At 69.8% G+C, this 26,107-nt stretch carries 30 protein-coding genes and 2 tRNA genes; 20 read left to right on the top strand and 12 right to left on the bottom strand.

Going from position 1 to position 26,107, the window contains the following annotated elements; translation table 11 throughout:
- The first annotated feature begins 38 nt into the window (after window positions 1-38).
- The 7 genes from recF to RH864_RS05575 all read left to right on the top strand — a co-directional run bounded on the left by recF (window position 39) and on the right by RH864_RS05575 (window position 7,415).
- Window positions 39-1,367 (top strand): DNA replication/repair protein RecF, encoded by a 1,329-nt coding sequence (gene recF, locus RH864_RS05605; protein ID WP_310516539.1) that lies wholly within the window; start codon window positions 39-41, stop codon window positions 1,365-1,367.
- 13 nt (window positions 1,368-1,380) lie between these two features.
- Window positions 1,381-1,839 carry a DUF721 domain-containing protein gene (locus RH864_RS05600; protein WP_396129948.1) on the top strand — a complete coding sequence of 153 codons (459 nt, stop codon included), beginning with the start codon at window positions 1,381-1,383 and terminating at the stop codon, window positions 1,837-1,839.
- A gap of 123 nt (window positions 1,840-1,962) precedes the next feature.
- The gene (gene gyrB, locus RH864_RS05595; protein WP_310516537.1) at window positions 1,963-3,978 is read left to right on the top strand and encodes a DNA topoisomerase (ATP-hydrolyzing) subunit B; all 2,016 of its coding nucleotides are present in this window, start codon (window positions 1,963-1,965) and stop codon (window positions 3,976-3,978) included.
- 99 nt (window positions 3,979-4,077) lie between these two features.
- Window positions 4,078-6,723, top strand: a complete 2,646-nt coding sequence (gene gyrA / locus RH864_RS05590; RefSeq protein WP_310516536.1) for a DNA gyrase subunit A — start codon at window positions 4,078-4,080, stop codon at window positions 6,721-6,723.
- Window positions 6,724-6,730: 7 nt separating this feature from the next.
- A complete protein-coding gene (locus RH864_RS05585) occupies window positions 6,731-7,135 on the top strand; it encodes a DUF3566 domain-containing protein (protein ID WP_310516535.1) in 405 nt (134 codons plus the stop codon).
- A 74-nt stretch (window positions 7,136-7,209) separates the two neighbouring features.
- Window positions 7,210-7,283: transfer RNA gene (locus tag RH864_RS05580), tRNA-Ile, on the top strand.
- 59 nt (window positions 7,284-7,342) lie between these two features.
- Window positions 7,343-7,415, top strand: a tRNA-Ala gene (locus RH864_RS05575).
- Between the two features lie 214 nt (window positions 7,416-7,629).
- On the opposite strand, the gene RH864_RS05570 is transcribed toward RH864_RS05575, so the two are convergent.
- The 4 genes from RH864_RS05570 to RH864_RS05555 form a co-directional block, all read right to left on the bottom strand.
- Complete coding sequence (locus RH864_RS05570) at window positions 7,630-8,022, bottom strand: type II toxin-antitoxin system VapC family toxin (RefSeq protein WP_310516534.1); 393 nt, start codon at window positions 8,020-8,022, stop codon at window positions 7,630-7,632.
- Window positions 8,022-8,285 carry a type II toxin-antitoxin system Phd/YefM family antitoxin gene (locus tag RH864_RS05565; protein WP_310516533.1) on the bottom strand — a complete coding sequence of 88 codons (264 nt, stop codon included), beginning with the start codon at window positions 8,283-8,285 and terminating at the stop codon, window positions 8,022-8,024. The genes RH864_RS05570 and RH864_RS05565 overlap by 1 nt, the downstream gene beginning before the upstream one ends.
- Window positions 8,286-8,362: 77 nt before the next feature.
- Window positions 8,363-9,355, bottom strand: coding sequence for a linear amide C-N hydrolase (locus tag RH864_RS05560; RefSeq protein ID WP_310516532.1), 993 nt, complete (start codon window positions 9,353-9,355; stop codon window positions 8,363-8,365).
- 45 nt (window positions 9,356-9,400) lie between these two features.
- A complete protein-coding gene (locus RH864_RS05555) occupies window positions 9,401-10,081 on the bottom strand; it encodes a hypothetical protein (protein WP_310516531.1) in 681 nt (226 codons plus the stop codon).
- Window positions 10,082-10,221: 140 nt separating this feature from the next.
- On the opposite strand from RH864_RS05555, the gene RH864_RS05550 reads away from it, so the two are divergent.
- From RH864_RS05550 to RH864_RS05530, 5 genes are all read left to right on the top strand, one after another.
- The gene (locus RH864_RS05550) at window positions 10,222-10,812 is read left to right on the top strand and encodes a molybdopterin-dependent oxidoreductase (protein WP_310516530.1); all 591 of its coding nucleotides are present in this window, start codon (window positions 10,222-10,224) and stop codon (window positions 10,810-10,812) included.
- A 28-nt stretch (window positions 10,813-10,840) separates the two neighbouring features.
- The gene (locus RH864_RS05545) at window positions 10,841-11,617 is read left to right on the top strand and encodes an FAD-binding oxidoreductase (protein WP_310516529.1); all 777 of its coding nucleotides are present in this window, start codon (window positions 10,841-10,843) and stop codon (window positions 11,615-11,617) included.
- Window positions 11,617-11,892 carry a DUF6510 family protein gene (locus tag RH864_RS05540; RefSeq protein WP_310516528.1) on the top strand — a complete coding sequence of 92 codons (276 nt, stop codon included), beginning with the start codon at window positions 11,617-11,619 and terminating at the stop codon, window positions 11,890-11,892. Before RH864_RS05545 ends, RH864_RS05540 begins: the two co-directional genes overlap by 1 nt.
- 47 nt (window positions 11,893-11,939) lie before the next feature.
- Window positions 11,940-12,383, top strand: a complete 444-nt coding sequence (locus RH864_RS05535) for an NUDIX hydrolase (RefSeq protein ID WP_310516527.1) — start codon at window positions 11,940-11,942, stop codon at window positions 12,381-12,383.
- A gap of 95 nt (window positions 12,384-12,478) precedes the next feature.
- Window positions 12,479-12,829 carry a hypothetical protein gene (locus RH864_RS05530; RefSeq protein ID WP_310516526.1) on the top strand — a complete coding sequence of 117 codons (351 nt, stop codon included), beginning with the start codon at window positions 12,479-12,481 and terminating at the stop codon, window positions 12,827-12,829.
- Window positions 12,830-12,895: 66 nt separating this feature from the next.
- Here the strand turns inward: RH864_RS05530 and RH864_RS05525 are convergent, their stop codons facing one another.
- The 3 genes from RH864_RS05525 to RH864_RS05515 all read right to left on the bottom strand — a co-directional run bounded on the left by RH864_RS05525 (window position 12,896) and on the right by RH864_RS05515 (window position 15,764).
- A complete protein-coding gene (locus RH864_RS05525) occupies window positions 12,896-13,141 on the bottom strand; it encodes a hypothetical protein (RefSeq protein WP_310516525.1) in 246 nt (81 codons plus the stop codon).
- A gap of 482 nt (window positions 13,142-13,623) precedes the next feature.
- Window positions 13,624-15,210 (bottom strand): polysaccharide deacetylase family protein, encoded by a 1,587-nt coding sequence (locus tag RH864_RS05520; RefSeq protein WP_310516524.1) that lies wholly within the window; start codon window positions 15,208-15,210, stop codon window positions 13,624-13,626.
- Complete coding sequence (locus tag RH864_RS05515; RefSeq protein ID WP_310516523.1) at window positions 15,210-15,764, bottom strand: hypothetical protein; 555 nt, start codon at window positions 15,762-15,764, stop codon at window positions 15,210-15,212. Before RH864_RS05515 ends, RH864_RS05520 begins: the two co-directional genes overlap by 1 nt.
- A 230-nt stretch (window positions 15,765-15,994) precedes the next feature.
- Here RH864_RS05515 and RH864_RS05510 point away from each other — a divergent pair, with 230 nt between their 5' ends.
- Both RH864_RS05510 and RH864_RS05505 read left to right on the top strand, forming a co-directional pair.
- The gene (locus RH864_RS05510) at window positions 15,995-16,897 is read left to right on the top strand and encodes a LysR family transcriptional regulator (protein ID WP_310516522.1); all 903 of its coding nucleotides are present in this window, start codon (window positions 15,995-15,997) and stop codon (window positions 16,895-16,897) included.
- 87 nt (window positions 16,898-16,984) lie between these two features.
- Window positions 16,985-18,364 (top strand): L-serine ammonia-lyase, encoded by a 1,380-nt coding sequence (locus RH864_RS05505; RefSeq protein WP_310516521.1) that lies wholly within the window; start codon window positions 16,985-16,987, stop codon window positions 18,362-18,364.
- A 19-nt stretch (window positions 18,365-18,383) separates the two neighbouring features.
- Here RH864_RS05505 and RH864_RS05500 read toward each other — a convergent pair whose 3' ends face one another.
- Window positions 18,384-18,911 (bottom strand): hypothetical protein, encoded by a 528-nt coding sequence (locus RH864_RS05500; RefSeq protein ID WP_310516520.1) that lies wholly within the window; start codon window positions 18,909-18,911, stop codon window positions 18,384-18,386.
- A 119-nt stretch (window positions 18,912-19,030) separates the two neighbouring features.
- Between RH864_RS05500 and RH864_RS05495 the strand changes: the two genes are divergently transcribed.
- Together RH864_RS05495 and RH864_RS05490 are read left to right on the top strand one after the other, a co-directional pair.
- Window positions 19,031-19,576: a peptidylprolyl isomerase gene (locus tag RH864_RS05495; RefSeq protein ID WP_310516519.1), complete on the top strand. Its 546-nt coding sequence runs from the start codon at window positions 19,031-19,033 to the stop codon at window positions 19,574-19,576.
- 152 nt (window positions 19,577-19,728) lie between these two features.
- Window positions 19,729-20,439, top strand: a complete 711-nt coding sequence (locus RH864_RS05490; RefSeq protein ID WP_310516518.1) for a rhomboid family intramembrane serine protease — start codon at window positions 19,729-19,731, stop codon at window positions 20,437-20,439.
- A gap of 183 nt (window positions 20,440-20,622) precedes the next feature.
- Here the strand turns inward: RH864_RS05490 and RH864_RS05485 are convergent, their stop codons facing one another.
- A complete protein-coding gene (locus tag RH864_RS05485; protein ID WP_310516517.1) occupies window positions 20,623-20,862 on the bottom strand; it encodes a cell division protein CrgA in 240 nt (79 codons plus the stop codon).
- A 168-nt stretch (window positions 20,863-21,030) separates the two neighbouring features.
- On the opposite strand from RH864_RS05485, the gene RH864_RS05480 reads away from it, so the two are divergent.
- A complete protein-coding gene (locus RH864_RS05480) occupies window positions 21,031-22,962 on the top strand; it encodes a bifunctional diguanylate cyclase/phosphodiesterase (RefSeq protein ID WP_310516516.1) in 1,932 nt (643 codons plus the stop codon).
- Window positions 22,963-23,000: 38 nt separating this feature from the next.
- On the opposite strand, the gene RH864_RS05475 is transcribed toward RH864_RS05480, so the two are convergent.
- Window positions 23,001-23,297, bottom strand: a complete 297-nt coding sequence (locus RH864_RS05475; protein ID WP_310516515.1) for a DUF7882 family protein — start codon at window positions 23,295-23,297, stop codon at window positions 23,001-23,003.
- 32 nt (window positions 23,298-23,329) lie between these two features.
- Between RH864_RS05475 and RH864_RS05470 the strand changes: the two genes are divergently transcribed.
- The gene (locus tag RH864_RS05470) at window positions 23,330-23,593 is read left to right on the top strand and encodes a hypothetical protein (RefSeq protein ID WP_310516514.1); all 264 of its coding nucleotides are present in this window, start codon (window positions 23,330-23,332) and stop codon (window positions 23,591-23,593) included.
- Between the two features lie 75 nt (window positions 23,594-23,668).
- Here RH864_RS05470 and RH864_RS05465 read toward each other — a convergent pair whose 3' ends face one another.
- On the bottom strand, window positions 23,669-24,445 hold the full coding sequence (locus RH864_RS05465; protein WP_310516513.1) for an EAL domain-containing protein: 777 nt from the start codon (window positions 24,443-24,445) through the stop codon (window positions 23,669-23,671).
- Window positions 24,446-24,590: 145 nt separating this feature from the next.
- Between RH864_RS05465 and RH864_RS05460 the strand changes: the two genes are divergently transcribed.
- Window positions 24,591-24,923, top strand: a complete 333-nt coding sequence (locus RH864_RS05460) for a DUF7882 family protein (RefSeq protein ID WP_310516512.1) — start codon at window positions 24,591-24,593, stop codon at window positions 24,921-24,923.
- Here RH864_RS05460 and RH864_RS05455 read toward each other — a convergent pair.
- A complete protein-coding gene (locus RH864_RS05455; protein WP_310516511.1) occupies window positions 24,920-25,237 on the bottom strand; it encodes a DUF7882 family protein in 318 nt (105 codons plus the stop codon). The two genes, RH864_RS05460 and RH864_RS05455, sit on opposite strands and share 4 nt — an antisense overlap.
- Before the next feature lie 74 nt (window positions 25,238-25,311).
- On the opposite strand from RH864_RS05455, the gene RH864_RS05450 reads away from it, so the two are divergent.
- The gene (locus RH864_RS05450; RefSeq protein WP_310516510.1) at window positions 25,312-26,106 is read left to right on the top strand and encodes a class E sortase; all 795 of its coding nucleotides are present in this window, start codon (window positions 25,312-25,314) and stop codon (window positions 26,104-26,106) included.
- The last annotated feature ends 1 nt before the right edge of the window (window position 26,107 follow it).

Below are 26,107 nucleotides of genomic sequence, written 5' to 3'. Positions count from 1 at the left end.
CGGGTAGCGTTGACAGGCCGGTCGAGAGAGGAGTTCGCGTGCACGTCGCCCGCCTCTCCCTGACCGACTATCGCAACTACGCGACGGCCGACCTCGAGCTCGGGCCGGGTGCGACGGTGCTCGTCGGCCGCAACGGGCAGGGCAAGACGAACCTCGTCGAGGCGATCGGCTATCTCGCGACGCTCGGGTCGCACCGGGTGTCGGGCGATCAGGCGCTCATCCGTGCAGGCGCCGATGCCGCGATCGTCCGTGCGCGGCTCGCGCACGGCGACCGTCAGCTGCTGATCGAGCTGCAGCTGAACCGCCAGGGAGCCAACCGGGCGCAGCTCAATCGCTCGGCGGTCAAGCCGCGCGAGCTTCCGCGGTATGCGCACTCGGTGCTGTTCGCCCCGGAGGACCTGGCGATCGTGCGCGGCGAGCCCGGGGTGCGCCGGCGGCTGCTCGACGAGCTGCTGGTGCAGCGTACGCCCCGGCTCGCGGGCGTCATGAGCGACTACGAGCGTGTGCTGAAGCAGCGGAACACGCTGCTGAAGAGTGCACGGGCGCGAGGTCTTGCCGCGAACGCGCTGCCCACCCTCGACATCTGGGAAGAACGTCTCGTGGAACTCGGCTCGGAGCTCATCGACCAGCGGCTCGCGCTCGTCGCCGAGCTCGCCGAGCCGCTGGCGGCGGCGTACCGGTCCATCGTCGACGCCGACCACGCGCCGTCGATGCGGCCCGTGCTGTCGATCGACGGCGCGGATCCCGACGGCGCCGATCCCGACGGCGGCCCCGCCGCCGACGGAGACGGTGCTGCAACGCCGGCGGCCGAGGCATCCGTCAGCCCGACCGCCGAGCGGTTCGCCGCGGCGCTCCGCGCGCTGCGGGGTCGTGAGCTCGAACGCGGCCTCACGCTCTCGGGCCCGCACCGCGACGACGTGCTGTTGCTGCTCAACGGACTCCCGGCGAAGGGCTACGCGAGCCACGGCGAGTCGTGGTCGTTCGCGCTCGCGCTTCGGCTCGCGTCGGCCGAGCTGCTCCGCCGGGACTCGTCGACGGGCGACCCCGTGCTCGTCCTCGACGATGTGTTCGCCGAGCTCGATCGGTTGCGGCGCGATCGACTCGCTGCGGCGATCGCGGGCTTCGAGCAGGTCCTGGTCACGGCGGCCGTGCTCGAGGACGTCCCGGCGCCGCTCACCGCGACCATCGTGCACATCGAGGCCGGTCGCATCGTCGAACCCGCGGCGTCGGCCGAGCCGGCCGAGCCGCCTGTGCCGGCCCAGCCGCCAGTGCCGGCCGGGCAGTCCGAACCCGCGGCGTCGCCGACACCGGCTGAGCCGGTGTCACCGCAGGCCCGCGCGAGCGGGGGGGCGGCCGACGGTGGCTGAGCAGTCCGAGCCCATGCGGGTCTACCAGCATTTCCGCGAGGTCTTCGGCGCCGACCGCCCCCGCGTGCGCTCGCGCCGACGCGAACCCCGTCCCGGCAGTGAGCCGTTCACGCCCGGCCGCGATCCGAGACCGCTCGGCGACACGATCGACGTCCTGTCCAGCGAGCTCGGCTGGAGCGGTCCGCTCTCGCAGCACGATCTGCTGGCGTCGTGGGCCGAGGTGGCCGGCGAGGACACGGCCGAGCACTCCGAGCCGATCGCGATCGAGGGCGGCGTGCTGCAGGTCCGGTGCGAATCGACCGCGTGGGCGACGCAGTTGCGCATGATGCGATCCCAGCTGGTCGCGCGCATCCTCGAGCGGTACCCGAACGCGGGCGTCGAGACGATCCGGTTCCAGGGGCCGGACGCCCCCACGTGGAAATGGGGTCCCAGATCGGTTCCAGGGCGCGGTCCGCGCGATACTTACGGCTGAGACGACGAAAACGGTCGCGAGGGTGACGAACTCTCGTCTGACGGGCCGTTCAGCCCGGTTGGCCGGGCTTGGTTTGATAGGATCGAACGTCGCTAGAACGACGGTTTGGAGTCCGATTCACCCATGACAGCGGAACCGACGAAGGCCCCAGGTGCGCCCGAATACGGCGCCGACGCGATCCAGGTTCTCGAGGGCCTTGAAGCGGTTCGCAAGCGGCCCGGCATGTACATCGGATCGACCGGACCACGTGGACTCCACCACCTCGTGTACGAGATCGTCGACAACTCGGTCGACGAGGCGCTCGCGGGTCACGCCGACGCGATCGACGTGACGATCCTGCACGACGGCGGCGTCCGCGTCGTCGACAACGGCCGCGGGATCCCCGTGGGCATCCACAAGACCGAGGGCAGGTCGACCGTCGAGGTCGTGCTCACCGTGCTGCACGCGGGCGGGAAGTTCGGCGGCGGCGGGTACGCGGTGTCCGGCGGTCTGCACGGCGTCGGCTCCTCGGTCGTGAACGCGCTGTCGACGCGGCTCGAGGCCGAGGTGCGCCGCGAGGGTCACGTGTGGCGTCAGTCGTTCAACATCGGCGTGCCCAACGCGCCCCTGTCGCAAGACGAGGCGAGCGAGGAGACCGGGACGACGATCACGTTCTGGCCGAGCCCCGACATCTTCGAGACCGTCGAGTTCGACTACGAGACGCTGCGCACCCGGTTCCAGCAGATGGCGTTCCTCAACAAGGGGCTGCGCATCACGCTCACCGACGAGCGTCGCGCGGGCGAGCCGGCCGACCCGGCCGATGTGGACAACGAGACGGATGCCACGGTCGAGGCCGCGCGCACCGACACGTTCCTCTACGAGCGCGGCCTCGTCGACTACGTCGAGTACCTGAACAAGGCGAAGAAGTCCGATCTCGTCAACGAGGAGATCATCTCGTTCGAGTCCGAGGACGGCGACCGCAAGATCGCGCTCGAGGTCGCCATGCAGTGGACGACGGCCTACACCGAGTCTGTGCACACATACGCCAACACGATCAACACGCACGAGGGCGGCACCCACGAAGAGGGCTTCCGCGCGGCACTCACGACGCTCGTGAACCGGTACGCGCGCGAGAAGGGCATCCTCAAGGAGAAGGACGACAACCTCTCGGGCGACGATGTGCGCGAGGGGCTGACGGCGGTCATCTCGGTCAAGCTCTCCGAGCCGCAGTTCGAGGGCCAGACGAAGACCAAGCTCGGCAACACCGAGGCGAAGTCGTTCGTGCAGCGCGTCACGGGCGATCAGCTCGGCGACTGGTTCGACCGCAACCCGACGCAGGCGCGCGAGATCATCCGCAAGGCGATCCAGGCGGCGACCGCGCGCGTCGCCGCGCGGAAGGCGCGTGAGGCCACGCGGCGCAAGGGGTTCCTCGAGTCCACGGGCATGCCGGGCAAGCTGTCGGACTGCACGAGTAAAGACCCGTCGATCTCGGAGATCTTCATCGTCGAGGGCGACTCGGCGGGCGGATCGGCGAAGACCGGCCGAAACCCCGAGACCCAGGCCATCCTGCCGCTCCGCGGGAAGATCCTGAACGTCGAGAAGGCGCGGCTCGACCGGGCGCTCGGCAACTCCGAGATCCAGGCCATGATCACGGCGTTCGGCACGGGCATCGGCGAGGACTTCAATCCCGAGAAGGCCAGGTACCACAAGGTCGTGCTCATGGCCGACGCCGACGTCGACGGCCAGCACATCACGACGCTGCTGCTCACGCTGCTGTTCCGGTACATGCGTCCGCTCATCGAGATGGGCTACGTGTATCTCGCGCAGCCGCCGCTGTACCGGCTCAAGTGGACCAACTCCGACCACGAGTACGTCTACTCCGACCGGGAGCGCGACGCGCTGATGGCCGCCGGCCTCGCGGCCGGCAAGCGGATCCCGAAGGAGAACGGCATCCAGCGCTACAAGGGTCTCGGCGAGATGAACCACCAGGAGCTGTGGGACACGACCATGAACCCCGAGACGCGCACGCTGCTGCAGGTCACGATGGACGACGCGGCGGCCGCCGACGAGATCTTCACCACGCTCATGGGCGACGACGTCGAGAGCCGCCGGAGCTTCATCCAGAAGAACGCGAAAGACGTGCGCTTCCTCGACATCTAGCGAGCGGATGCCTCGGCCGAGGCATCCGCTCACCAGCCGAAGGCCGGCTGAAGCCGGCCTCATCGCGACCAGCCTTTCCAGGAAACGAGAATCCCCGACATGACAGACGAGACGGGCACCGAGGACTACGGCATCCACGGCCGGATCGACCAGGTGGATCTGCAGCTCGAGATGCAGCGGTCCTACCTCGACTACGCCATGAGCGTCATCATCGGGCGTGCGCTGCCCGACGTGCGCGACGGTCTGAAGCCCGTGCACCGCCGGGTCATCTACACGATGTACGACGGCGGGTACCGGCCCGACCGGGCGTTCTCGAAGTGCACGCGCGTCATCGGCGACGTCATGGGACAGTTCCACCCGCACGGCGACAGCGCGGTCTACGACTCGCTCGTGCGGCTCGTGCAGCCGTGGTCGCTGCGCTACCCGCTCGCGCTCGGGCAGGGCAACTTCGGCTCGCCCGGGAATGACGGCGCGGCTGCGCACCGGTACACCGAGACCAAGATGTCGCCGCTCGCTCTGGAGATGGTGCGCGACATCGAGGAAGACACCGTCGACTTCCAGGACAACTACGACGGTCGCACGCAGGAGCCGACGGTCCTGCCGAGCCGGTTCCCGAACCTGCTCGTCAACGGCTCGGTCGGCATCGCGGTCGGCATGGCGACGAACATCCCGCCGCACAACCTGCGCGAGGTCGCCGACGGCGCGCTGTGGGCGCTCGAGCACCCCGAGGCGACGCGCGAGGAGCTGCAGGTCGCTCTCCTGCAGCGCATCAAGGGCCCCGACTTCCCGACCGGCGCGCAGATCCTCGGCACGAAGGGCATCCAAGACGCGTACCGCACGGGGCGCGGGTCGATCACGATGCGCGCGGTCGTCTCGGTCGAGGAGATCGAGGGCCGCACCTCGCTCGTCGTCACCGAGCTGCCCTATCAGGTGAACCCCGACAACCTCGCGATCAAGATCGCCGACCTGGTGAAGGACGGCAAGGTCGCGGGCATCGCCGACATCCGCGACGAGTCGTCGGGCCGCACCGGCCAGCGCCTCGTCATCGTGTTGAAGCGCGACGCGGTCGCGAAGGTCGTGCTGAACAACCTCTACAAGCACACCAGCCTGCAAGAGAACTTCGGCGCGAACATGCTCGCGATCGTCGATGGTGTGCCGCGCACGCTGTCGATCGACGGGTTCATCTCGCACTGGGTCGACCACCAGATCGACGTCATCGTGCGGCGCACCGAGTTCCGGCTCAAGGAGGCCGAGGCGCGCGCGCACATCCTGCGCGGCTACCTCAAGGCCCTCGACGCCCTCGACGAGGTCATCGCGCTCATCCGCCGCTCGCCGAGCGCCGATGAGGCTCGCGTGGGCCTCATGGAGCTGCTCGGCGTCGACGAGCTGCAGGCGAAGGCGATCCTCGAGCTGCAGCTGCGACGCCTCGCCGCGCTCGAGCGCCAGAAGATCATGGACGACGCGGCGAAGCTCGAGCTCGAGATCGCCGACTACAAGGACATCCTCGCGACGCCGGCGCGCCAGCGCACGATCATCGCCGACGAGCTGCGTGACATCGCCGACCGGTTCGGCGACGAGCGCCGCACGCACATCCTGCCGGGCTTCGACGGCGACATGTCCATCGAAGACCTCATCCCCGAGGAAGAGATGGTCGTGACGGTCACGCGCGGCGGGTACGTCAAGCGCACGCGGAGCGACAACTACCGGTCGCAGCACCGCGGCGGCCGCGGTGTGAAGGGCGCGCAGCTGCGCGCCGACGACGTGGTCGACCACTTCTTCGTCACGACCACGCATCATTGGCTGCTGTTCTTCACCAATCAGGGCCGGGTGTACCGGGCGAAGACGTACGAGCTGCAGGAGGGCGGCCGCGACGCCAAGGGCCAGCACGTCGCCAACCTGCTCGAGCTGCAGCCCGACGAGCAGATCGCCGAGATCCTCGACATCCGCGATTACGAGGTCGCGAAGTACCTCGTGCTCGCGACGCGCGAGGGGCTCGTGAAGAAGACCGAGCTCACGGCCTACGACACCAACCGCTCGCGCGGCGTCATCGCGATCAACCTGCGCGAGGGCGACGAGCTCGTCTCGGCCATGCTCGCCGACGAGCAGGACGAGATCCTGCTCGTGTCGCGCAAGGGCATGTCGCTCAGGTTCGAGGCGACCGACGAGGCGCTCCGGCCTATGGGCCGGGCCACGTCGGGGGTGAAGGGCATGTCGTTCCGCGGGGACGACTCGCTGCTCGAGGCCGCGGTCGTCGCCTCGTCCGACGCGGTCGACGTCGCCCTCGCCGACGAGGCGGCGCCGGCGGAGACGGCGTCTGCGGGCGAGAACGGTGCCGACGAGGCATCCGGCCAGCGGTTCAGCCCGACCGATACCTACGTGTTCACCGTGACCGACGGCGGGTACGCGAAGCGCACCCGCATCGAGGAGTACCGCAAGCAGCAGCGCGGCGGCCTGGGCATCAAGGTCGCGAAGCTGAGCGACGAGCGCGGCGAGCTCGCGGGCGCGCTCATCGCGTCGAGCGGCGACGAGGTCCTCGTGGTTCTTGCCAGCGGCAAGGTGGTACGCTCTGACGTCGCCGAAGTGCCCGCGAAGGGCCGAGACACGATGGGGGTTGTGTTCGCGAAGTTCGCGAACGACGATCGAATCATCGCGGTGGCCAAGAACACCGAGCGCAACCTCGTCGAGGAGGTCGCCGAATCCGAGGGGACCGACCCCGATGCGGTAACCGCCGCGGAAGAGGAGTGATCCATACATGAGTAGCGTCGCCGACAAGCTGGCCCGCAAGTCGAACCGTAAGCCGCCGGCGAAGCAGGTCCGCCTGCGCCTGGTCTACATCGACTTCTGGTCGACGGTGAAGCTGTCGTTCCTCGTGGCCGTGTGCCTCGCGATCGTCAACATCGTCGCGATGTTCCTGATCTGGACCGTGCTGAACTCGACCGACATCTTCAACCTGGTCAACGGCCTCGTGCAAGACGTCGCGGGCGGCGGCACCGATCTGATGTCGTTCCTGTCGCTCGGCAACGTGATGGGCTTCGCCGTCGTCGGCTCGCTGATCAACCTCGTCGTGACCACCGTGCTCGGCGCGGTGATCGCCGTGCTGTACAACCTCAGCGTGAAGATCACCGGCGGCCTGCTCGTCGGCTTCACCAACAACTAGCCGGTCGCCTGCCCGGCCGGCCTCGATTCGGTGAATCGCGGCGGGTCGGGTAGGCTGTCCTTCGGCCGAAATTCGGGGATATAGCTCAGGCGGTTAGAGCGCTTCGCTGATAACGAAGAGGTCCGAGGTTCAAGTCCTCGTATCCCCACTCCACGCACAACTCCACACGCTGGTCCGCCAGCACCCGGGCGATTCGATTCGCTCAGCGGGGCCTTAGCTCAGTTGGTAGAGCGCCTGCTTTGCAAGCAGGATGTCGGGAGTTCGATTCTCCCAGGCTCCACAGTTCCTCTTCTCGGGTCGCGCGCGCTTCTCGGCTCGCGTTCGACTGCGACGTCCGGATGCCTCTGGCGCCTCGGTCTCTCCGAAGCCACGGCCTGGTCGATCGACGGCCGGGCCGAGCCATACCAACGCTCAGCGATGATCCTTTGGTATGGCGAGGCAATACGGATACTCCGCGAGTCACGGCTGATCGATCGTGCAGCCCACGAGTTCGGTCAGCTCGGCGCGAGGGTCGCGATCCCGTGAGTGATCGCGGCGTACGCCATCCGGTCGTCGTAGGTCACCATGCCGGCAAGGTCGTCACCCAGCGCGAGGGCTGCGACGAGATGTACGGCGTCCAGCGTGCGAAGGATCTCGGGGTCGACGCGGCCGGCCGCGTCGAACATCGACCGATCGAGCGCAACGAGTTCGACCGAGTCGAGTACGGCTTTCGCTAGGACGACGTCGCCACCGACTCGTCGTGTCGCGCGGAGCACCTCTGTGCGTGCGAGATCGCAGGAGATCAGATCGGCATCAGACTCGCCGATCCATGACTGCAGGGCTGACGTCTCGTTCTCGAGCACGATGAGTTTGACGAGCGCTGAGGAATCGACGTAGTACGCGGCCATCAGTAGCGTTCGGCATCTCGCATCGCCGCGAGTTCAGCCGAGATGCTCGGGCCCGGTGCGGGTGACGGAAGCGTTCTGATGTCTCTCAGCGGCGGACGTGCTGCGCCGGACGCGCGCAGTCGCTCGAGCGGTGAAGCCGGAATCGGCGTGATCTGTGCGACCGGTCGGCCACGATCCGTGATCGTGACCGTCTCCCCGGCGGCCGCGTCGGCGACGACGGCAGAGGCGTTCTGCTTCAGCGCACGGATTCCCACGGTGGTCATGTGCTTCATTGTAGATCATCGGGGGCGTGGTCCGCCCTGGCTGTGGGAAGCCACGAGCAAGGAGCGAGGGCGTGTGATCAGGCGGCCGATTCCCTCAGGCGGGTCGTCTCGTCGCCGACGAGTGAGACGTCGCGCGGGTTGAGTCGCAGGACCTCGCCGGTGTCGGCGAGGTCGGCCAGGCCGGCGAGGTCGATCCAGAACACGCTCGGGCTCCGGGTCGACTCGAAGTAGTAGACGCCGTGGGTGAGGTCGGCGCCCGAGTGCCACCAGGTGGGGTAGACGCTGCCATCGGTGTACGGCGCGCCGTACGGCACCGAGACGTTCTCGATGAGCTGGAAGACGCCGGCCACGGCCTGCGCGGTGTCCTCCGGCTCCGGCAGATACCGCAGGAAGTAGTTGGCGCGCACGAATCGGTCGGGCGAGGAGATGTCCCCGGGCGGGGATTGGTCGCCGCCGAACGGCCGGTACCGTTCGAGGTTCGCGAGCTGCTGATCGAGCGACGGCGAATTGCTCATGACCGTGTACTGGGGGCCGTGGTGCACGACGAGCCGTCCGCCGATGGGCTCGATGATCGCCGCGTCGCCCGTGGGATCCTCGATCGCGAGGTGCGCGCCCATGAGCTCGCCGCGGATGCGCGGCGACGCGATGCGCACGCGGTCGAGGTCGGCGATGACCTCGGCGACGGTCGCGTAGTGGTCCAGCACGTACTGCGCCCACTGGATGTGCGCGACCGCCGGCCGGTCGTCGACGGGTTCGAACTCGGCGTCCTCCGGGTTCAGATAGAGCGTGTGTGCCGCCAGGCCGCGCTCGTTGAGCCCGTCGATCGTGCCCAGCCGCCACATGGTCACGCCGACGCTCGAGTACCGGCTCTGCCACGACAGGGCGTGCTCGACGCGTTCGGTGTCGGTGCCCGAGACATCCGTCAGTCCTGGTCCGCCGCCGGCGTCGCCGGTCCGCGCCGTCCCGCGCGGGAAGAACCAGAGGTCGGGCTCGTCATCGACGGCCCAGTCCAGGCACCGGCTGACGGTCTTCGCGACCGCGTTCGTGTTCCAGAAGATGCGTGTGCACACATCGGCGAGCGTATCGGCCGCGGAGTGCACTCGCGCAAGCCCGGCTCAGCGGTCGTGTGCGCGGGCGTGTGCCTCCAGGCCCCCCGCCGTTCGCGCGCCGCGCGCTCCGGCGTGTCGATTGGCGAGTGCGATCGCGAGCACGCCGAGGAAGATCGTGGCGAGGCTGCTGATCGTGCCGCCGAGCGTCACCGTCCAGCTGAGGGCCGCTGGGTCCATCGTCGCACTGGGACGCACGACGATCTGGATGAGCCAGGCGACGGTGACGGCGGCCAGGCACCACAGCGGCGCCCGATTCCAAGGACGCGGAACGACTCCGGCACGGGCGATCTGGGTGGTGGCCACCAGTGCGAGAGCGAAGCGCAGCGCGAGGTCGACCTGCGTGATGGTCGCCGTGACCGCGAGGTACTCAGCGGTCGGATGGTCGGCCGCGAGCATTGGGGTGAGCCAGAGGACGGCCATGGTCACGTTCAGTACGGCGAGCGCCGTCAGGGTGATCGTGCCGAGCGGCCTCCGTGCGGTGATGCTCCCGGCTCCGCGAACGCCGAACGCGAGGATGAGCAGGGCCGCCGCGAGCATGGCGGCCCAAAGCACGGATGAACCGCCCACCGCGAAGGCCACGGGCTGCAGCACGAGCGGAAGCACCGTGGCACCGACCAGCAGCGAGCCACCGAGCATCCAGGCGAGTTCGTCGTCGCGTGTCGCTTCGCGCACCCCATGAACCGTCATCGAACCGATGATAGGCGGCGCACGGCACGCCGCGCTCTGAAGGGCGGCGCACTGTGGAGAACCCGCGCGGACCGCACGCGAACACGTGACAGCGCGACCGGTGCGGTCGTATCGTGTGCACCAGTCGGAAGGGGTGCGCCATGTCGTTCGTCACGCGAGGGTTCTCCGGCCGGGGACGTGACCGGGATGACCGGTTACCCCCGGGGCAGACGCTGGTCGGCGACTGGCCCGTGCTGTCGGCCGGTCCGACGCCCGACATCTCGACCGACGAGTGGCGCTTCACGGTCCGCACCGAGACCGGCGACCACGAATGGTCGTGGGACGAGATGCAGGCGCTCGGCGTCGAGGACATCACGGTCGACATCCACTGCGTGACGCACTGGTCGAAGCTCGGCATGGCCTGGCGTGGGGTGCCACTCGACACGGTCTTCGAGCAGATCGAGACGTCGTTCGACTACGTCATGGCGCACAGCTATGGCGGGTACACGACCAATGTGGCGCTCGACGAGCTGCTTGACGGCCAGGCGTGGATCGCGTTCGAGGCCGACGGCGAGCCGCTCGATCCCGAGCACGGCGGGCCGGCCCGCCTGCTCGTGCCGCACCTCTACTTCTGGAAGAGCGCCAAGTGGCTGCGCGGGCTCACCATGATGCCGACGGATGCCCCGGGCTTCTGGGAGCAGAACGGCTACCATCTGCACGGCGATCCGTGGCGCGAGGAGCGCTACTGGTGACGTCCGACTCGCGCGTGCGGTTCCGCGCATGGTGATCGGGCGGACGCCGGCCGGCTGGCACGCGGCGACCGTCGCGGCCGTCGCCGATGAGACTTCGACGGCGCGCCGCATCGTGCTCGACATCCCGACCTGGCCCGGCAACGCGGCCGGAGCGCATCTCGATGTGCGGCTGACCGCCGATGACGGGTACCAGGCGAGCCGCTCGTACTCGATCGCGTCGTCCGGCCCCGGCATGCGCGTGCTGCTCGCGGTCGCCGAGGTGCCCGAGGGCGAGGTGTCGCCGTTCCTGGTGCGCGACCTGCGCCCGGGCGACCGGCTCGAGGTGCACGGCCCGCTCGGCGCCTACTTCGTCTGGCAGCCGCCGACGGGTGCTCCGGCGGGCTCGCCCGCCGCCGGGCTCGCACCCGTGCAGCTCATCGCGGGCGGGTCGGGGATCGTCCCGCTGTTCGCGATGGCCATGGCGCACGCGAGTGCGGCGGATGCCACGCCGTTCCGTCTGCTCTATTCGGTGCGCACCCCGGACGACGTCTTCTTCGCCGATGAGCTCGCCGGCTTCGCGGCGACGCCGCCCCCGGCCGGGCTCGACCTCGACGTGGTGTTCACGCGTGTGGCGCCGCCCGGATCGCCGCGCGAACCGGGGCGGCTCACGCCCGAGCTGCTCGCCGACCTGACGTGGCCGGCCGAACGCTCGCCACGCGTCTTCGTCTGCGGTCCGACGCCGTTCGTCGAGACCGTGGCGCGCTGGCTCGTCGCCGCCGGCCACGCGCCGGACGCAATCCGTACCGAGAGATTCGGAGGCGCATGATGATCGGGAGGCCCGGCATGCAGCATCTGGACGGCAACGTACTCGCGGGCGATCTGGCCGCGGTGTTCGGCGGTGACGTCACCGCGATGCTCGGGTCCTGCGCGTTCTGTCGCGCGCGCGGCGCGGTCGCCGAGCTCATGGTCTACCGCACGGCGATGGGTTCGGTCGGGCGATGCGCGACGTGCGGTGAGGTGCTCGTGGTCGTCGTGGAGCGCGGCGACCGCCCGATGGTGAGCCTTGCCGGTCTCAGAGCGCTCGAGCTCGCGGCGCCGTGATCGGCGCACGGCGGTGAGGTTCGCACCGCGGTGAGTACAGTGTCGTGATGGACATCCGCATCGCCGCGTACGGCGTGATCATCGACGGTGAGCGGATTCTGCTCGCGCACTGGAACGAGCACGGTCGTTCGGGCTGGACCCTCCCGGGCGGCGGTGTCGAGGGAGACGAGCATCCCGTGGCCACGGCCAGGCGTGAGATCTTCGAGGAGACCGGCTACGACGCATCCGTCGACCGCCTGCTCGGCATCGACACCATGGTGATCCCCGCCGAGCGCCGGCACACCGCCGCGGCGCCCCTGTATGCGATGCGTGTGGTCTACCGCGCGCACGTGACCGGCGGGGAGCTGCGCAATGAAGTGGGCGGCTCGAGCGATGAGGCGCGGTGGTTCGACCTCGCCGAGGTGCGCGACCTGACACGTGTCGGCCTGGTCGACATCGCGCTGCGGCTGAACTCCGCCGAGCCCGCCGACGGCGTGCCGCCGGCCGCCTGACCGCGGTGTGCCCGGGTGGGGGCAAGCACCCGATCGGTTTCCACGGCGTCGCCGCTGGGTCTACACTGGCCCGGTCCGGCGAGCGGAGGTGCGACATGAAATGGGTGGTCGCGTTGGGCGCCCTCGCCGTCGTCGCCTTCGCCGTGGCCTACGCGGTCGGTGGTGAGGCGGTCGGTCGCGTGCTGCCCGTCTTCGCCGCGGTGCTGTGGGGCGGCATCGTGATCGGCCTGGTCCTCAAGGTGTTCCGCAAGCCGCGCCCCGGCGGTCGTACGGCTGACCGCGCCGCGCTCGCCGAGTGGGAGGCGACGTATCTCGGCCGGAAGCACGCGCAGCCGACGTTCGAGGAGCGCGAGCCGGCCCGTGACCATTCGCTCGTGCTCGACCAGCACGACCTTCCGCCGGTGTTCCTGCCGGAGGACCCGATGCGTCGCCCTGACGCGCGATGAGCGAGTGGCCCCGTCCGATTCGGACAGGGCCACTCGTGACGGGTCCCGATGTCGCGCTCATGCGCGTCAGCTGGACCGGGTGAGCGTGGCGACACCGGTGTAGGTGGTGTCGCGCAGTTCCGCGGCGGTGGCGGCGTTGCGGCGGGCGGTCGCGACGGCCTCGTGTGTGAGGCGCTCATCGTTCCGCCGGCCCCAGGCCACCAGGGCCAGGCCGATGCGGATCGCGAGGCGCTCACGCGCGAAGCGCGCTCGTCGTCGCACGCGGTCGGTGCTCCCCGCGGTCGCGGGGAGTGCGGTCATCGTGGTGTTCACGGTGGTTCCTTCTTCTTCGAGGGTGGGGCGCGCAGGCTGCAGCGCCCCGGGTGAGTGGCGTGATCGAACGGATGCTCCGCCGGAGCGCGCGACGGATCGAATCCGGGCAGGCGGGCGTGACGGAGGGCGGCGAGCGGCGATCGTCGGGTCGCAGGGCGACGCATCGGATGCCGCGGGGCAGGGGAGTGGCGGTCAGCGCCGATCCCGTGCAGACGGGGCGTTTCAGCCCGGCGGCGCTTCAGCCCGACGGCTCCTCAGCCGAACGGCGAGACCCCGAGCGAACGCTCGGGCGTCAGCAGGCCGCGATAGCGGTCAGGTGCTCGCCGAGGAGGGTGAGGCCGTGGTGTGGGTTCTGTGAACGAATCATCGGTCATCACTCCTCTCAGATACTCAGCGGACCGAACGAGACACTATCGGTGTTTTCCCAGCTCGCGCAACAGCGTATGCGCACGCATGATTATTGGGGTTGAGCGAGGCATCCGTCATCGTGCTCGATGCGCGCCCGGCGGGACCCGCCCGCCGAACAGGTGGCTCACCGTGACGAGCGAGAACCCGCGGTCCCTGAGGCCGTCGACGATGCCGGCCGCGGCGTCGACCGACGCCTCGGTGGTGTCGTGGAACAGCACGATGCTGCCCGGCCGGGAACCGCCGACAGCGGTGGCGTGCAGCTCCTCGACCGTCCGGCCGCGCCAGTCGTTCGTGTCGACGTCCCACAGCACGGCGGGCAGGCCCGCCGCATCCAGCACCGCCTGGTCGACCTCGCCGTACGGCGGACGGAACATGGTCACCGGGACGCCCGTGAGGTCGCTGATCGCCTTCGCGGACCCCCGCACCTCCTTCTCGATCTCTTCGGCCGTGAGCTTCGGCAGCTGCGGATGGCTCCAGGTGTGCGTCGCGATCTCGTGTCCCTCGTCGAGCGCACGGAGCACCACCTCGGCCCGGGACCGGGCGGCGCCGCCCAGCACGAAGAACGTGGCGGGCGCGCCGCGCTCGGCGAGATCGTCGAGCAGGCGCCCGGTCAGCCCGGTCGGACCGTCGTCATAGGTCAGGGCGACGCAGGCCACGAGCGTGCAGTCGACCCCCTCGGCGGGGCGCGCCGCCGAACCCGCGAACGGTTCGCCGGCCATCCCGGCGAACGCGAGCCCCGTCTCGGAGGCCGTGGCAGTGAGCAGGTCGCCGCCGACCACGACGGTGGCCGGCTCGGTCGTCGGCGCGACACCGAGCCCGATCAGCTCAGGCGCGGTCAGGCCTGGCGGGAGGGGGACCGCGATGCCGCCGTCGGGAGTGACGACCGGATGGGCGAGTGCGGCGTCGACGAGGGCGAGCTGGTCGGGGATGGGCTGGGCGAGCGGCGCCGTGCTCAGGGCCCCGGCGTCGCGACGCATCCGCTCGACGACGTCGGACCAGATGCGCTGGGCCGCATCCGCGACCCAGAGCTCGCGGCCCTCGACCACGCGTCCGGTCGCGAGATCCGCGTAGAGGGTGACGCTGGTGTCGGATGCCGCGCCGTCGGCCGACGGCCCCACGACCGTCCGGATCGTCTGCGCCGCCACCGAGCCGAACGCCGCGACGGCCTCGCACACGATAGCGACCCCGGTGCCGTCGGCGGGACCCGTTCGCGGATCGACGAGGAGCTCCTCGACCGGCCACCCGGCCGATCCGTCGACGCAGCCGCGCTCGCCGAGGCCCGCGCCGGGCTCGAACACCTGCGGGCGATACGTGCCGCCCGACCGCGTCTCGGCCTGTGAGACCGCGGCGTGCACGAGCTCGTCGACGCGATCATTGAACGCGTGCGTTCCGGGCAGGAGCGCGAAGCGCGCCTGGATGGAGACCTCGTCGTTCCGGAACCGCTGGCCGGGATACGGCCAGGGCGCGGCGGCCGGCGGTTCCGTGGTGATGCTGAGCGCCGGCAGCGGCGCCGCGGCGGGCGGGCGCCAAGATCCGATCGCCGCGTCGCTCGGCCGGATCGCGCACGCGGCCAGCGCGCCGGCGAGCACGGCGACGAGCAGGGCGGATGCCACGCGGCGGATGCCGCGCGCGGGATGCCCCGGGCGAGGGTACCGGCGCATCAGTCGGCCCGCACGGTCTCGAGAAGCTCCGCGAGCGCCGTCCGGTAGTCGGCGAGCTCGACGCTGCGCCCCGCGCGAACCGTCACGGCGACGCTGCCCGACGGCGCGGCGACGACGGCGAGCAGTCCGTGCTCGGTCGGGACGTGGCGGAGCTCGAGCCCTGAGGCGAGTCGCTCGGTGCGTGGATCCACCCCGCCGTCCCTGTGCTCGCCGACCGGCGTGTCCGCAGCGGCCTCGATGAGGTGGTCGAGCGCGGCATCCGGCGCGTCGGGCACGAGCTCGAGCTCGATCGTGAGCGCCTGATCGGGGGCCACCAGGTCGATCGTGGAGTCGGACGCGAATCGCGGATGCACGAGCCATCCGTTCGCGGGCGTGAACGCGACCGCCTCGTCGCCGGCGCCCAGCACGACCGCCTCGAGGCCGTCGGCCGGCCGGGCCTCCGTCTCGGCGATGACCCACGGCACGACGATCGCGGCCGCAGCGGCCAGCAGTCCGACGACCGTGACCGAGATCGCGACGGTCCAGACGACGCGCGCGCGTCGGCGTACCGGCATGCGTGCTCCCTTCGCCGACGGCCCGCCGTGCGCGGCTCGCGCACGGCCAGGGCCAGGGCCAGCGTAGGGGGCGGATGCCTCCGGATCGGGGTGGAACACTTCGCGACATGCGGTGTCGCGCCATTTCCCGCGAACGCTGAGCGGTTCCACTCACTCGTGGACCTCGGCTGCCGCGGGGTACGGTGAACGCTCGGTGCGCACTCGCGTGCGCCTGACCATGCGGAGGCGAAGTGTTCGATCAGCGCAGGCTGGAGATTCTCCGCGCATTCGCGCGGCACCAGACCATGACGGCAGCGGCTGAGAGCCTGTTCATGTCGACGTCGGCCGTCAGTCAGCAGCTCGCCATTCTCGAACGCGAGGCGGGAGTCGAGCTGATCGCCCGGGCAGGGCGTCGGGTCACGCTGACCGAGGCCGGCGCGGCGCTCACCTGGCACGCGGATCGTATCGCTGCCGTATCCGAGGCCGCCGCGGTCAGCATGCGCCGGTTCGGAAGCACGTTGCAGGGGACGGTGCGACTCAGCGCGTTTCCGAGCTTCTGTGCGACGGTGGTCCCCGCGGTCGTGGCCGACCTCCGGGCGCGCTTCCCCGAGCTGTCGCTCGAGATCTCCGACCTGGAGCCCCGCCAGAGTCTGAACGCGCTGCGCGACGGCAGCGTCGACCTCGCCGTCATCGACGACCTCAACCCGTGGGACTCGACGGGTGTCGACACCGAGCTGCTCGCGACCGACGAGCTGCTGCTCTGCATGCCGGCCGCTCGAGCCGGTGTCGAGGGATCCACCGTCCGCATCGCGGACCTGCAGAGCGCCCGCTGGGTGCTCGACGGCAGCCAGTCGGTGTTCGACAGCTACCTGCACCAGCTGTGCGAACGCTACGGGTTCGTCCCCGACATCGTCGCCCGGTGCAGCAATGTCACCGTGACCCTCGCGCTCGTCGAGGCGTTCGACGGCGTGGCGCTCGTGAGTGGCATGCAGACCCGTCATTCGCGATTCGACGTGGCGGCCCGGACCATCGAACCGCGCTGCGAGCGCGGAGTCATCCTGGCCAGGCGCACGAGCAGCCGGCATTCGGCGCAGCTCGACGCGGTGGCGACCGCACTCCGGACGCACACTGAGCTTCTATTGAAGAAAAACTGAACGCCGACTTGAGCGATCGGGCCTGTCGCCCGCGCTACACCGGTGGTTACGTTAGACCCGCTTCACAATGAAGGGGAAGATGCGACCATGCTGAGCGCGCTGGACATGTACTCCATCGGGATCGGCCCCTCCTCGTCGCACACGGTCGGCCCGATGCGCGCCGCGCGCACGTTCGCGCTGGAGCTCGCCTCGACCGGAGTGCTCGACCGGGTCGCGCGCGTGCACGTCGAGCTCTTCGGCTCGCTCGGCGCGACCGGGCGCGGTCATGGCAGCGACACCGCGGTGGTGCTCGGGCTGCTGGGCGAGCGGCCCGAGACGGTCGACGTCGACCAAGCGCAGATGCGGGCCGCCTCGGTGCGTGATCACGGCCTGCTCCGGCTCGCGGGGACGCGCGAGATCCGATTCGACTGGACGCGAGACCTCACGCTGCACCTCGGGCGCTCACTTCCCGGCCATCCGAATGCGATGACCTTCACCGCGAGCGATGCGGCCGGCGAACTGCTGCACGAGCACACCTCCTATTCGGTGGGCGGCGGCTTCGTGGTGGACGAGTCCGAACTTGATGCGCCGGCCGGTGCGGACGATTCGTCGGTCCCGTTCACGTTCAGCAGTGCCGAGGAGCTGCTGCGCCTCTGCGCAGCCCACGATCTCTCGATCAGCGAGCTGATGTGGCGGAACGAGCTCGCGCTTCGCAGCGAGGACGAGCTGCGTACCGAGCTGCTCGGCATCTGGACGGCCATGCAGGAGTGCGTCGAGAACGGCTGCACGCGGCCGGACGGGGTGCTGCCCGGCGGCCTCGAAGTCCGTCGCCGTGCGCCCCGGCTGTTCGCGGCCCTGCGATCGAGCGAAGACGCCGGCCCGGTCGACGACCCGCTGCACGCGCTCGAGTGGGTGAACCTCTTCGCGCTCGCCGTCAACGAGGAGAACGCCTCGGGCGGACGCGTGGTGACGGCGCCGACGAACGGGGCAGCTGGCATCATCCCCGCGGTGCTCCACTACTACGCGCGCTTCATCCCCGGCGCCGACGCCGACGGGGTCATCCGGTTCCTGCTGACCGCGGCCGCGATCGGCATCCTCTTCAAGTCCAATGCCTCGATCTCAGGCGCCGAGGTGGGCTGCCAGGGCGAGGTCGGATCGGCCTGTTCGATGGCGGCTGCGGGACTCGCCGAGGTGCTGGGTGCGACACCGGCGCAGGTCGAGAACGCCGCCGAGATCGGCATCGAGCACAACCTCGGCCTGACCTGCGACCCGATCGGCGGGCTCGTGCAGATCCCGTGCATCGAACGCAACGCCATCGCCAGCACGAAGGCGATCAATGCGGCACGGATGGCCCTCCGCGGCGACGGCACGCATCATGTGACCCTCGATCAGGCGATCGCGACCATGCGCGAGACCGGCGCCGATATGCACGACAAGTACAAGGAGACCTCCCGCGGCGGTCTCGCGGTCAACGTCGTCGCCTGCTGAGCGCGCTCAGCGCGGTGACCTACAGCGCGGTGGTGCTCGCCTCGCCCGAGGGCGTGGGCTCGTCATCGGCGACCCAGAGCTCGTCGTCGGCGCGGAACGTCTGCCAGACCGCGTAGGCGACGCCGGCCGCAGCCACGATGCCCGCACCGATGGCGAGGTACGAGCCGAAGCCGGGGCCCTTCTTCTTCTCGACCTTGGCGACCGCCGCCGGCGAGATGCGGCCGACGGCACGGCGCACGCGCACGTCGTTGGCGAGGTCGCCGATCGACAGCAGCGAGCCGAGCACGGTGCCGAGCGACCGCTCGGCGGTGTCGCCCGCGGCCCGGGCGTAGCCCTTCGCCTGCTCGACGCCGGGCCGGACGTAGGCCTCGTAGCCGGTACGCACGCGCGGGACGACCTCTTCCCGCGTGAGGTGGCCGAGCTGGCGGCTCGCCTCGCGGGCGACGTGGTTCGCGTGGTCGATGACCACCTGCTGGTTGCCCCAGAGCTCTTCGGCACTCGCGCGCAGTCGCTTGAGTTCCTTCTTGCGCTTGCGTGACAGGCTCATCCCGACCTCCATCGTTGTCAGCGAGTCCCTCCATCTTGCCACCGAACCGTCTGGAAACGAGGTGGGAGTCGTGAATGGCGGGGGGCGGTTGACGAACGCGCACGTGACACAATATGGGAATGCCGATTCCCACCGCTGTCGCCACGCTGCACACCAACCACGGCCCCATCGAGGTCGAGCTCTACGGCAACCACGCGCCGAAGACCGTGAAGAACTTCGTCGGCCTCGCGACCGGCGACATCGAATGGACGCACCCCGCGACGGGTGAGAAGTCGACCGCGCCGTTCTATGACGGCATCATCTTCCACCGCATCATCCCCGGCTTCATGCTCCAGGGCGGCGACCCGCTCGGTCAGGGCATCGGCGGGCCGGGCTACCAGTTCGACGACGAGATCAACCCCGAGCTCGACTTCACCGAGCCCTACGTGCTCGCGATGGCCAACGCCGGCCCCGACCGCATCACAGGCGGCGGGACCAACGGCTCGCAGTTCTTCATCACCGTCGGGCCGACGACCTGGCTCCAGGGCAAGCACACGATCTTCGGCAAGGTGACCGACGCGGCCAGCCAGGCCGTCGTCGACAAGCTCGCCACCGCACCCACCGACGGACGCGACAAGCCGCTCGAGGACATCGTCATCGAGCGTGTGACCGTCGAGTCCCGCTGACCGGCCACGTGAGCGACGCCGCCGGCGATTCGAACGGGGTCTGCTACCGGCATCCCGATCGGCAGAGCTTCGTGCTCTGCCAACGGTGCGGCCGCACGATCTGCGGTGAATGCCAGACCCCCGGCGCCGTCGGGGTGATCTGCCCCGAGTGCATGAAGGAGCAGCGCGCGTCGGCGCCGCGCACGAAGCCGGCGGTGCTCACCCGCATGCGCTCGGCCGGCCGGCGCGGAGCGCCGGTCGTCACGTACACGCTGATCGGCATCACGCTCGCGGTCTTCGTGCTGCAGCTGATCCCCGGTCTCGGGGTCACCGAACGGCTGTTCTACGCCGGCGCCTACTCGATCCCGGGCTACCTCGAGCCGTGGCGCATGCTGACCACGGTGTTCGTGCACTCGACGTCGCTGCCCTTCCACGTGCTGCTCAACATGTACACGCTGTGGATCTTCGGACAGCTGCTCGAAGGCCTGCTCGGGCGATGGCGCTTCCTCGCGCTCTATCTGATCGCCGGGTTCGGCGGATCGGTCGGCGTGCTCTGGCTCGCCGACCCGAACGTGCCGGTCGTTGGCGCCTCCGGAGCCATCTTCGGCCTCATGGGCGCGTTCCTCGTGATTCAGCGGAGGCTCGGCGGGCAGACCACCCAGCTCTTCGTGCTGCTCGGCATCAACCTCGTCATCGGGTTCGTGCCCGGCTGGAACATCGCGTGGCAGGCGCACCTCGGCGGCCTCGTGGTCGGTGCGCTCGTCGGATTCATCTTCGTCGAGACCCGGAAGCGGAATCAGCAGGGCCTGCAGATCGGGCTGCTCGCGGGCGTCGTCGTGGTGCTCATCGTGCTGAGCCTCCGGTACGTGCTCAACCTGTTCTGACGAGCTGTTCCGACGAGTTATCCACAGGGTTCTCCACACGCTGGGGAGAATCACATCCGTGTCATTGCGGGAAGGCCTGAGATTCCGGGCCTTCCCGCTTTCCACATGTGTGGTGAACTGGGGAAAACGAACGGGCGGATGCCGAAGCATCCGCCCGTTCGTGAAACGTTCGCCGTCCCGTCGCTAACGCCACCTGGTCGTCATCAGGAATCCGATGAACGCGATGCCGAAGCCGATCAGGATGTTCCAGGACTCGAGGGCCTGGATGGGCAGGGTGCCCTGGCTGACGTAGAACACGATGATCCACGCGAGACCGAGGAGCATGAAGCCGAACATCACCGGCTTGTACCAGACCGGGTTCGGTGCCTCCTCGCTGGAGGCGACCTCCTCGCGCGCGGGTTTCGGGTTCTTCGAACGAGCCATGCCCGAGATTCTAGCCGAGCAGCCCCGCTCCGCCCAGTCGGGCCGCTCGCGGGCGCTTCGTGCCGACAGCGGATACTCCCGTTCAGTTCGGGCGGCTGTGGGCGGAGGATGGTGCCCTAAGCTGGATCGACCGGCTTCCCCCGATTCGGCCGGCAGACGGAGACGCCTGTGGACCCGGCGGAACTCGCCATCGATCCTGACGAGCTACGGCGGCTCGAAGAGTGCGCCAAAGAGCCGATCCGAACGCCCGGGCTGATCCAGGGGCACGGCACGCTGCTCGGCATCGACGCCGCCACCCAGGTCGTGGTCGTCGCGAGCGAGAACGCGCGCGACCGGCTCGGTCGGCCGTTCGCCGAGATCGCCGACTCGGGGCTCGAATACGCGGCGCGCACGGGCGCCGCCATCGACCCGGTCCGCGTGGCCTGGGAGGGTGTGCTCAGCGACGCGATCGTGCACCGGGTCGACGACCTCACCCTCGTGGAGATCGAGCCGCTGCCCGAGGGGAACGAGTACGCACGGACCGCGGTCGTCTCGGCGATCACGAGCCTGTCGTCGGTGACGTCGGCCGCGGAGCTGCGTGAGCGGGCCGCAACGCTGATCCGGGAGATCACGGGCTTCGACCGGGTCATGATCTACCACTTCCACGAGGACGGCCATGGCGAGGTGGTCGCCGACGACCGCCACCCCGACCTCGAACCGTATCTCGGGCTGCACTTCCCGTCATCCGACATCCCGCCCCAGGCCCGCGCGCTGTACATCTCGAAGCTCGGGCGCGCGATCGCGAGCACGACGGAGCCGGGCATCCCGCTGCTCGCCATCTCGGGCGACCCGCGCACGATCGACCTCTCGAACGCCGAGCTGCGCGCCGTGTCCCCGTACCACCTGCAGTACATGCAGAACATGGGGCAGGCGTCGACGTTCTCGCTCAGCCTCGTCGAGAACGGGCGGCTCGTCGGCATGATCACGTGCGCGCACCGGACCGAGCGACGACTGCCCGTGCTGCTCCGGCGCTCGCTCGAGGTCCTCGCCGGGCAGGTCTCGATGCAGCTCGCCTCGATGCGTGAGATCGCGCGCCTGCAGCACATGGTCGAGGTGCGCGAGCGCCGCGCCGCGCTGCTCGCACCGCTCTACGCCTCCGACGACATCCAGGCGGCACTGCTCGGCGGGTCGCAGACGGTGCTCGACCTCGTGCCCGCCGACGGCGTCCTCGTCCGCATCGGCGGCATATCGCGGATCGGCGGCAGAGTCCCGCCGGTCGGCGATCTGCTGCGGGTGCTGGATCGCCTCCAGGGCGAGTCCCTCGTGTCCGAATGCGTGAGCGCCGACCGGCCCGAGCTCGCCCAGCTCTTGCCCGGCGTCGCCGGCCTGCTCGTCGTCCAGCTCTCCGGCACCGGCGACGCGCTGCTCTTCGTCCGCGGCGAGGTGTCACGCGAGATCCGCTGGCTCGGCGACCCCGGCATGGCGCACCGCCCCAGCGAGCTCTCGCCGCGCACCTCGTTCGAGGCGTGGGAGCGCACGGTCAGCGGCCGATCGGAGCCGTGGGGCACCGTGCCGGAGGAAGCCGCAGAGCTCGGGCACGAGCTCGAGATCGCGCTGCAGCGCCGAGCCGAGGCGCAGCTCGCCGAGCTCGCGATGCGCGATGCGCTCACGGGACTGCACAATCGCCGCTACCTGATCGAGCGGCTCGCGACACGCGGCCCCGTGGGGGAGCAGGGCAAGGCCCTGCTGTTCGTCGATCTCGACGAGTTCAAGAGCGTCAACGACGAGCACGGCCACGACGTCGGCGACGCCGTCATCCTCGAGGTCGCCAAGCGCCTGACGGCGCACTCTCGTGATCAGGACGTCGTCGTGCGCCTCGGTGGCGACGAGTTCGTCGTGCTCCTCGACGGGGTCCTCGGCGAAGACGTGAGCGCGATCGCCGAGCGCATGGTCCAGGCGGTCGCGGATCCGATCGTCGTGGGCGGGGTCCTGCTGACCGTCACGGCCTCGTGCGGCTTCGTCATCGCGGAGCCGGGATCACCGCGCGCCGGACTGCTGGAGGCGGCGGACGCCGCGATGTACCGCGCCAAGCGCGGCGGTCGGAACCGCGTCTCGGCCTGAAGGCCGGGGCGCGGGGCCGGCTCAGGCGGGGCGCCGGCTCAGGCGGGGCGCTCGGGCTCGGGCGTGATGCGCATGCCGGCCGCGGCGTTGGCCGAGTCGATGAGCTCTTCGAGCCACACCCGGTTGATGTCGCTCACCGGCCCCTCGAACTCGAAGCGCAGCGTCGCGGCGGTGTTGATCCAGATCTGCTGTCGACCGCCCGAGGGCTCGTCGATCGAGAGCGCGAAGCTCTCGTTCCGGCGGAGCTTCGCGAGCACCACGAACTCGATGTGTGCGAGCGTCCGGTCTGGCAGTGCGAACGAGGTCGGCGGCGAGCCGTAGTGCAGGTGTCCCATCACGTCGATCCTACGCGGGGTAGCCTGGACTGGTGAGCATTGTGCACCGGCTGACCGTCGACGGACGCGACTATTTCCTTCCCGACCCCGTGACCGCACTCAAGGGCCAGATCCTCGAGGCGATCCGCCAGGGAGGCGGGTACGTCAACATCCCGCCGCTGCGCGGCGGGCCCGGCATCGACATCCTCTTCTCACCGGGCATGCCGGTCACGTGGTCGCAGATCGACGTGGGCGACGGCGCGGCCGATGCCGACGCCAAGTCCGCCGAGCAGGTCGACGACGACTTCGGGCTCTGACCCGCGCCGTCGTACGGCCGCCACGCGTGCACGGCGACGGATGCCCCGGCGAACGCCGGCGCGGGTGACGCGGGTTCAGGCCTCGGCGAGGATCGGCTCGAGCTGCTCGGCCGGCAGCGCCGGCGCGAAGTAGAAGCCCTGCGCCCGGTCGCAGCCCCACCGCAACGCACGCGCGAAGTGCTCGGCCGTCTCGACGCCTTCGGCGACGACGCACGCTTCGTGCTCACGGGCGATCTCGACGCATTCGCCGACGAGCTCGTCGGTCGCCGGCCGGTCGTCGTGCATGAGCGACCGATCGATCTTCACCTCGGTGAACCGCAGGCGCCGCAGGATCTCGAGCGACGTGTGCCCGGCCCCGAAGTCGTCGATGGAGACGCCGACGCCGCCGTCGAGCAGGGCGTCCAAGGTCTCCAGCTCCTCGTGCGACTCCTGCAGGCGGGGCGATTCGGTGATCTCGATCGTGACCGCCCAGCGCGGCAGCTCGAGCCGGGCGAGCGTGTCGAGGACGGTCTCGGCGAACTCGCGACGCAGCTCGGTCGGAGACACATTGAGCGACAGTCCGACGCGGAGACCCCGCCGGTGCCACTCCGCGAGCCGCCGGCCCGACTCCACGAGCATGACGTGCCCGAGCTCGGCGATCAGGCCGTGATGCTCGGCCACCTGGATGAACCGGTCGGGCAGCAGCAGGCCGTGTGCCGGGTGGTTCCACCGGCACAGCGCTTCGAGCGCCACCACGTGGCGCGTCTTGAGGTCGTACAACGGCTGGAAGTACGCGGTCAGCTCGCCCGAGGTGAACGCGCGGCGGAGCTCACCGGCGAGCTCGTCGGCGGGATTCGGGGGAACGTCCAACATCACCTGTCAAGGGTCTAGCAAGTTCGGGTACTTGACAATATCGGACACTTGGGCGGATCCGGGCGTATACTCCGCGGCCTCGGCTGCCGGCGGGCCGCCGGTGCCCCGCAGGACGACCTGCCGCGGGCGCGATATCCTGCTGGGGATGGGCACCCTGACGTACGACTCCAAACTCACCGTCTCGTTCGACGACCGGGTGCTCGCGCACTTGCAGTCCGTGATCTGGAGCAAGCTCCGTCGCGGCGAATGCTTCTCGTTCACGTGGGCCGAATCGTCCGGCAGCGCGTTCGGTCGCACGTCGATCTGGCTCGCACCGCACATCCCGATCGCGTTCGAGTACTTCGGGGGCCGTGCGCCCAGGCTCAACGCGGCGTGGGTCCAGGTGCTGACGAAGGCCGCGAACTCGGCCGCGGGCCTCGTGATCGTGCCCGAGCCGATCGATGCCGACGCCCGGGTCCCCGGCGGTTCGCCGGCTTAGGCTTTCGCGCGCTCCGGCGCCTCGGGCTCTGGGACGAGCACCAGACCGCCCGGTGAGTTCGCGGCCTTGCTCAGCGCGCGGATCCAGTGCGGATTCAGCGGGATCTCGCGCGACTCGAAGAACTCGAACGTCACGGCGACGTTCGGGCTGAACCAGATCGAGCTTCGACCGCTCCCGCGTTCCACGGGGTTCTCCCACGAGTACGAGAACGACTCGCCGCGCCGGAGCTTGGCGAAGATCACACTGCGCAGGTGCGCGAGGGGACGGTCGTCGATCTCGATCGTGCGGATGAAGTTATAGGTCAGTACGCCCACATCACCAGCATGCCATCTTCCGGCGCGTTCGATTCTCAGCAGAACGGTCACCGCGCGCGGATAGAATCGCCCGTATGTCCGAGACGCTCCCCGAGTCGCGTCGCGCCCGCCGAAGGTCCGAGCGACCCCGGCGCCGCGTCAGCGTGGTCGGTGTCTTCGGGGAGCTGCTGCTCACCGCCGGCGCCCTCATCCTGCTCTTCCTCGGCTGGCAGCTCTGGTGGAACGACGCCATCATGGCGGGGCAGCAGTCGACCGCGGCATCCGACCGCAGCAACGAGTGGATGGAGAACGACCGCGCGGAGCGCGGTGATACGCCGCCTCCGCCGGCCGCGCCGGACCCGGGCGAGCCCGTGGTCGACGCGACGGCCTACGGCAATGCCGACACGTTCGCCGTCATGTACGTGCCGCGCTTCGGCGAGGGCTCGCAGCGGAATATCGCCGAGGGCACCGGGCTCGACGTGCTGAACAGCTTCACGCTCGGCGTCGGACACTATCCCGGCACGGCCATGCCGGGCGCGGTCGGCAACTTCGCGATCGCCGCGCACCGCTCCGCCTACGGCGGCGGCATGCACGAGATCGATCAGCTCCAGCTCGGCGACGCGATCTACGTGCAGACGAAAGACGGCTGGTACACGTACCGCTTCCGCGACTTCGAGTACGTGACGCCCGAGACCGTCGACGTGCTCGCGCCAGTGCCGCACCACCCGGACCTGCAGCCGACCGACCGCATCATCACGCTCACGAGCTGCAACCCGCTCTGGTCGACCGCCGAACGCATCATCGCGTACGGCGTGCTGGAGTCCTGGCAGCCCGGTGCAGCCAACCCGCCGGCGGAGATCGCCGAGACCGTCGCGACCTGGGGGCAATGAC

This window comes from Agromyces aerolatus (assembly GCF_031432255.1).
In the GTDB taxonomy this organism is placed as follows: Bacteria; Actinomycetota; Actinomycetes; order Actinomycetales; family Microbacteriaceae; genus Agromyces.
This window is presented reverse-complemented; position numbering and strand designations above follow the sequence as displayed.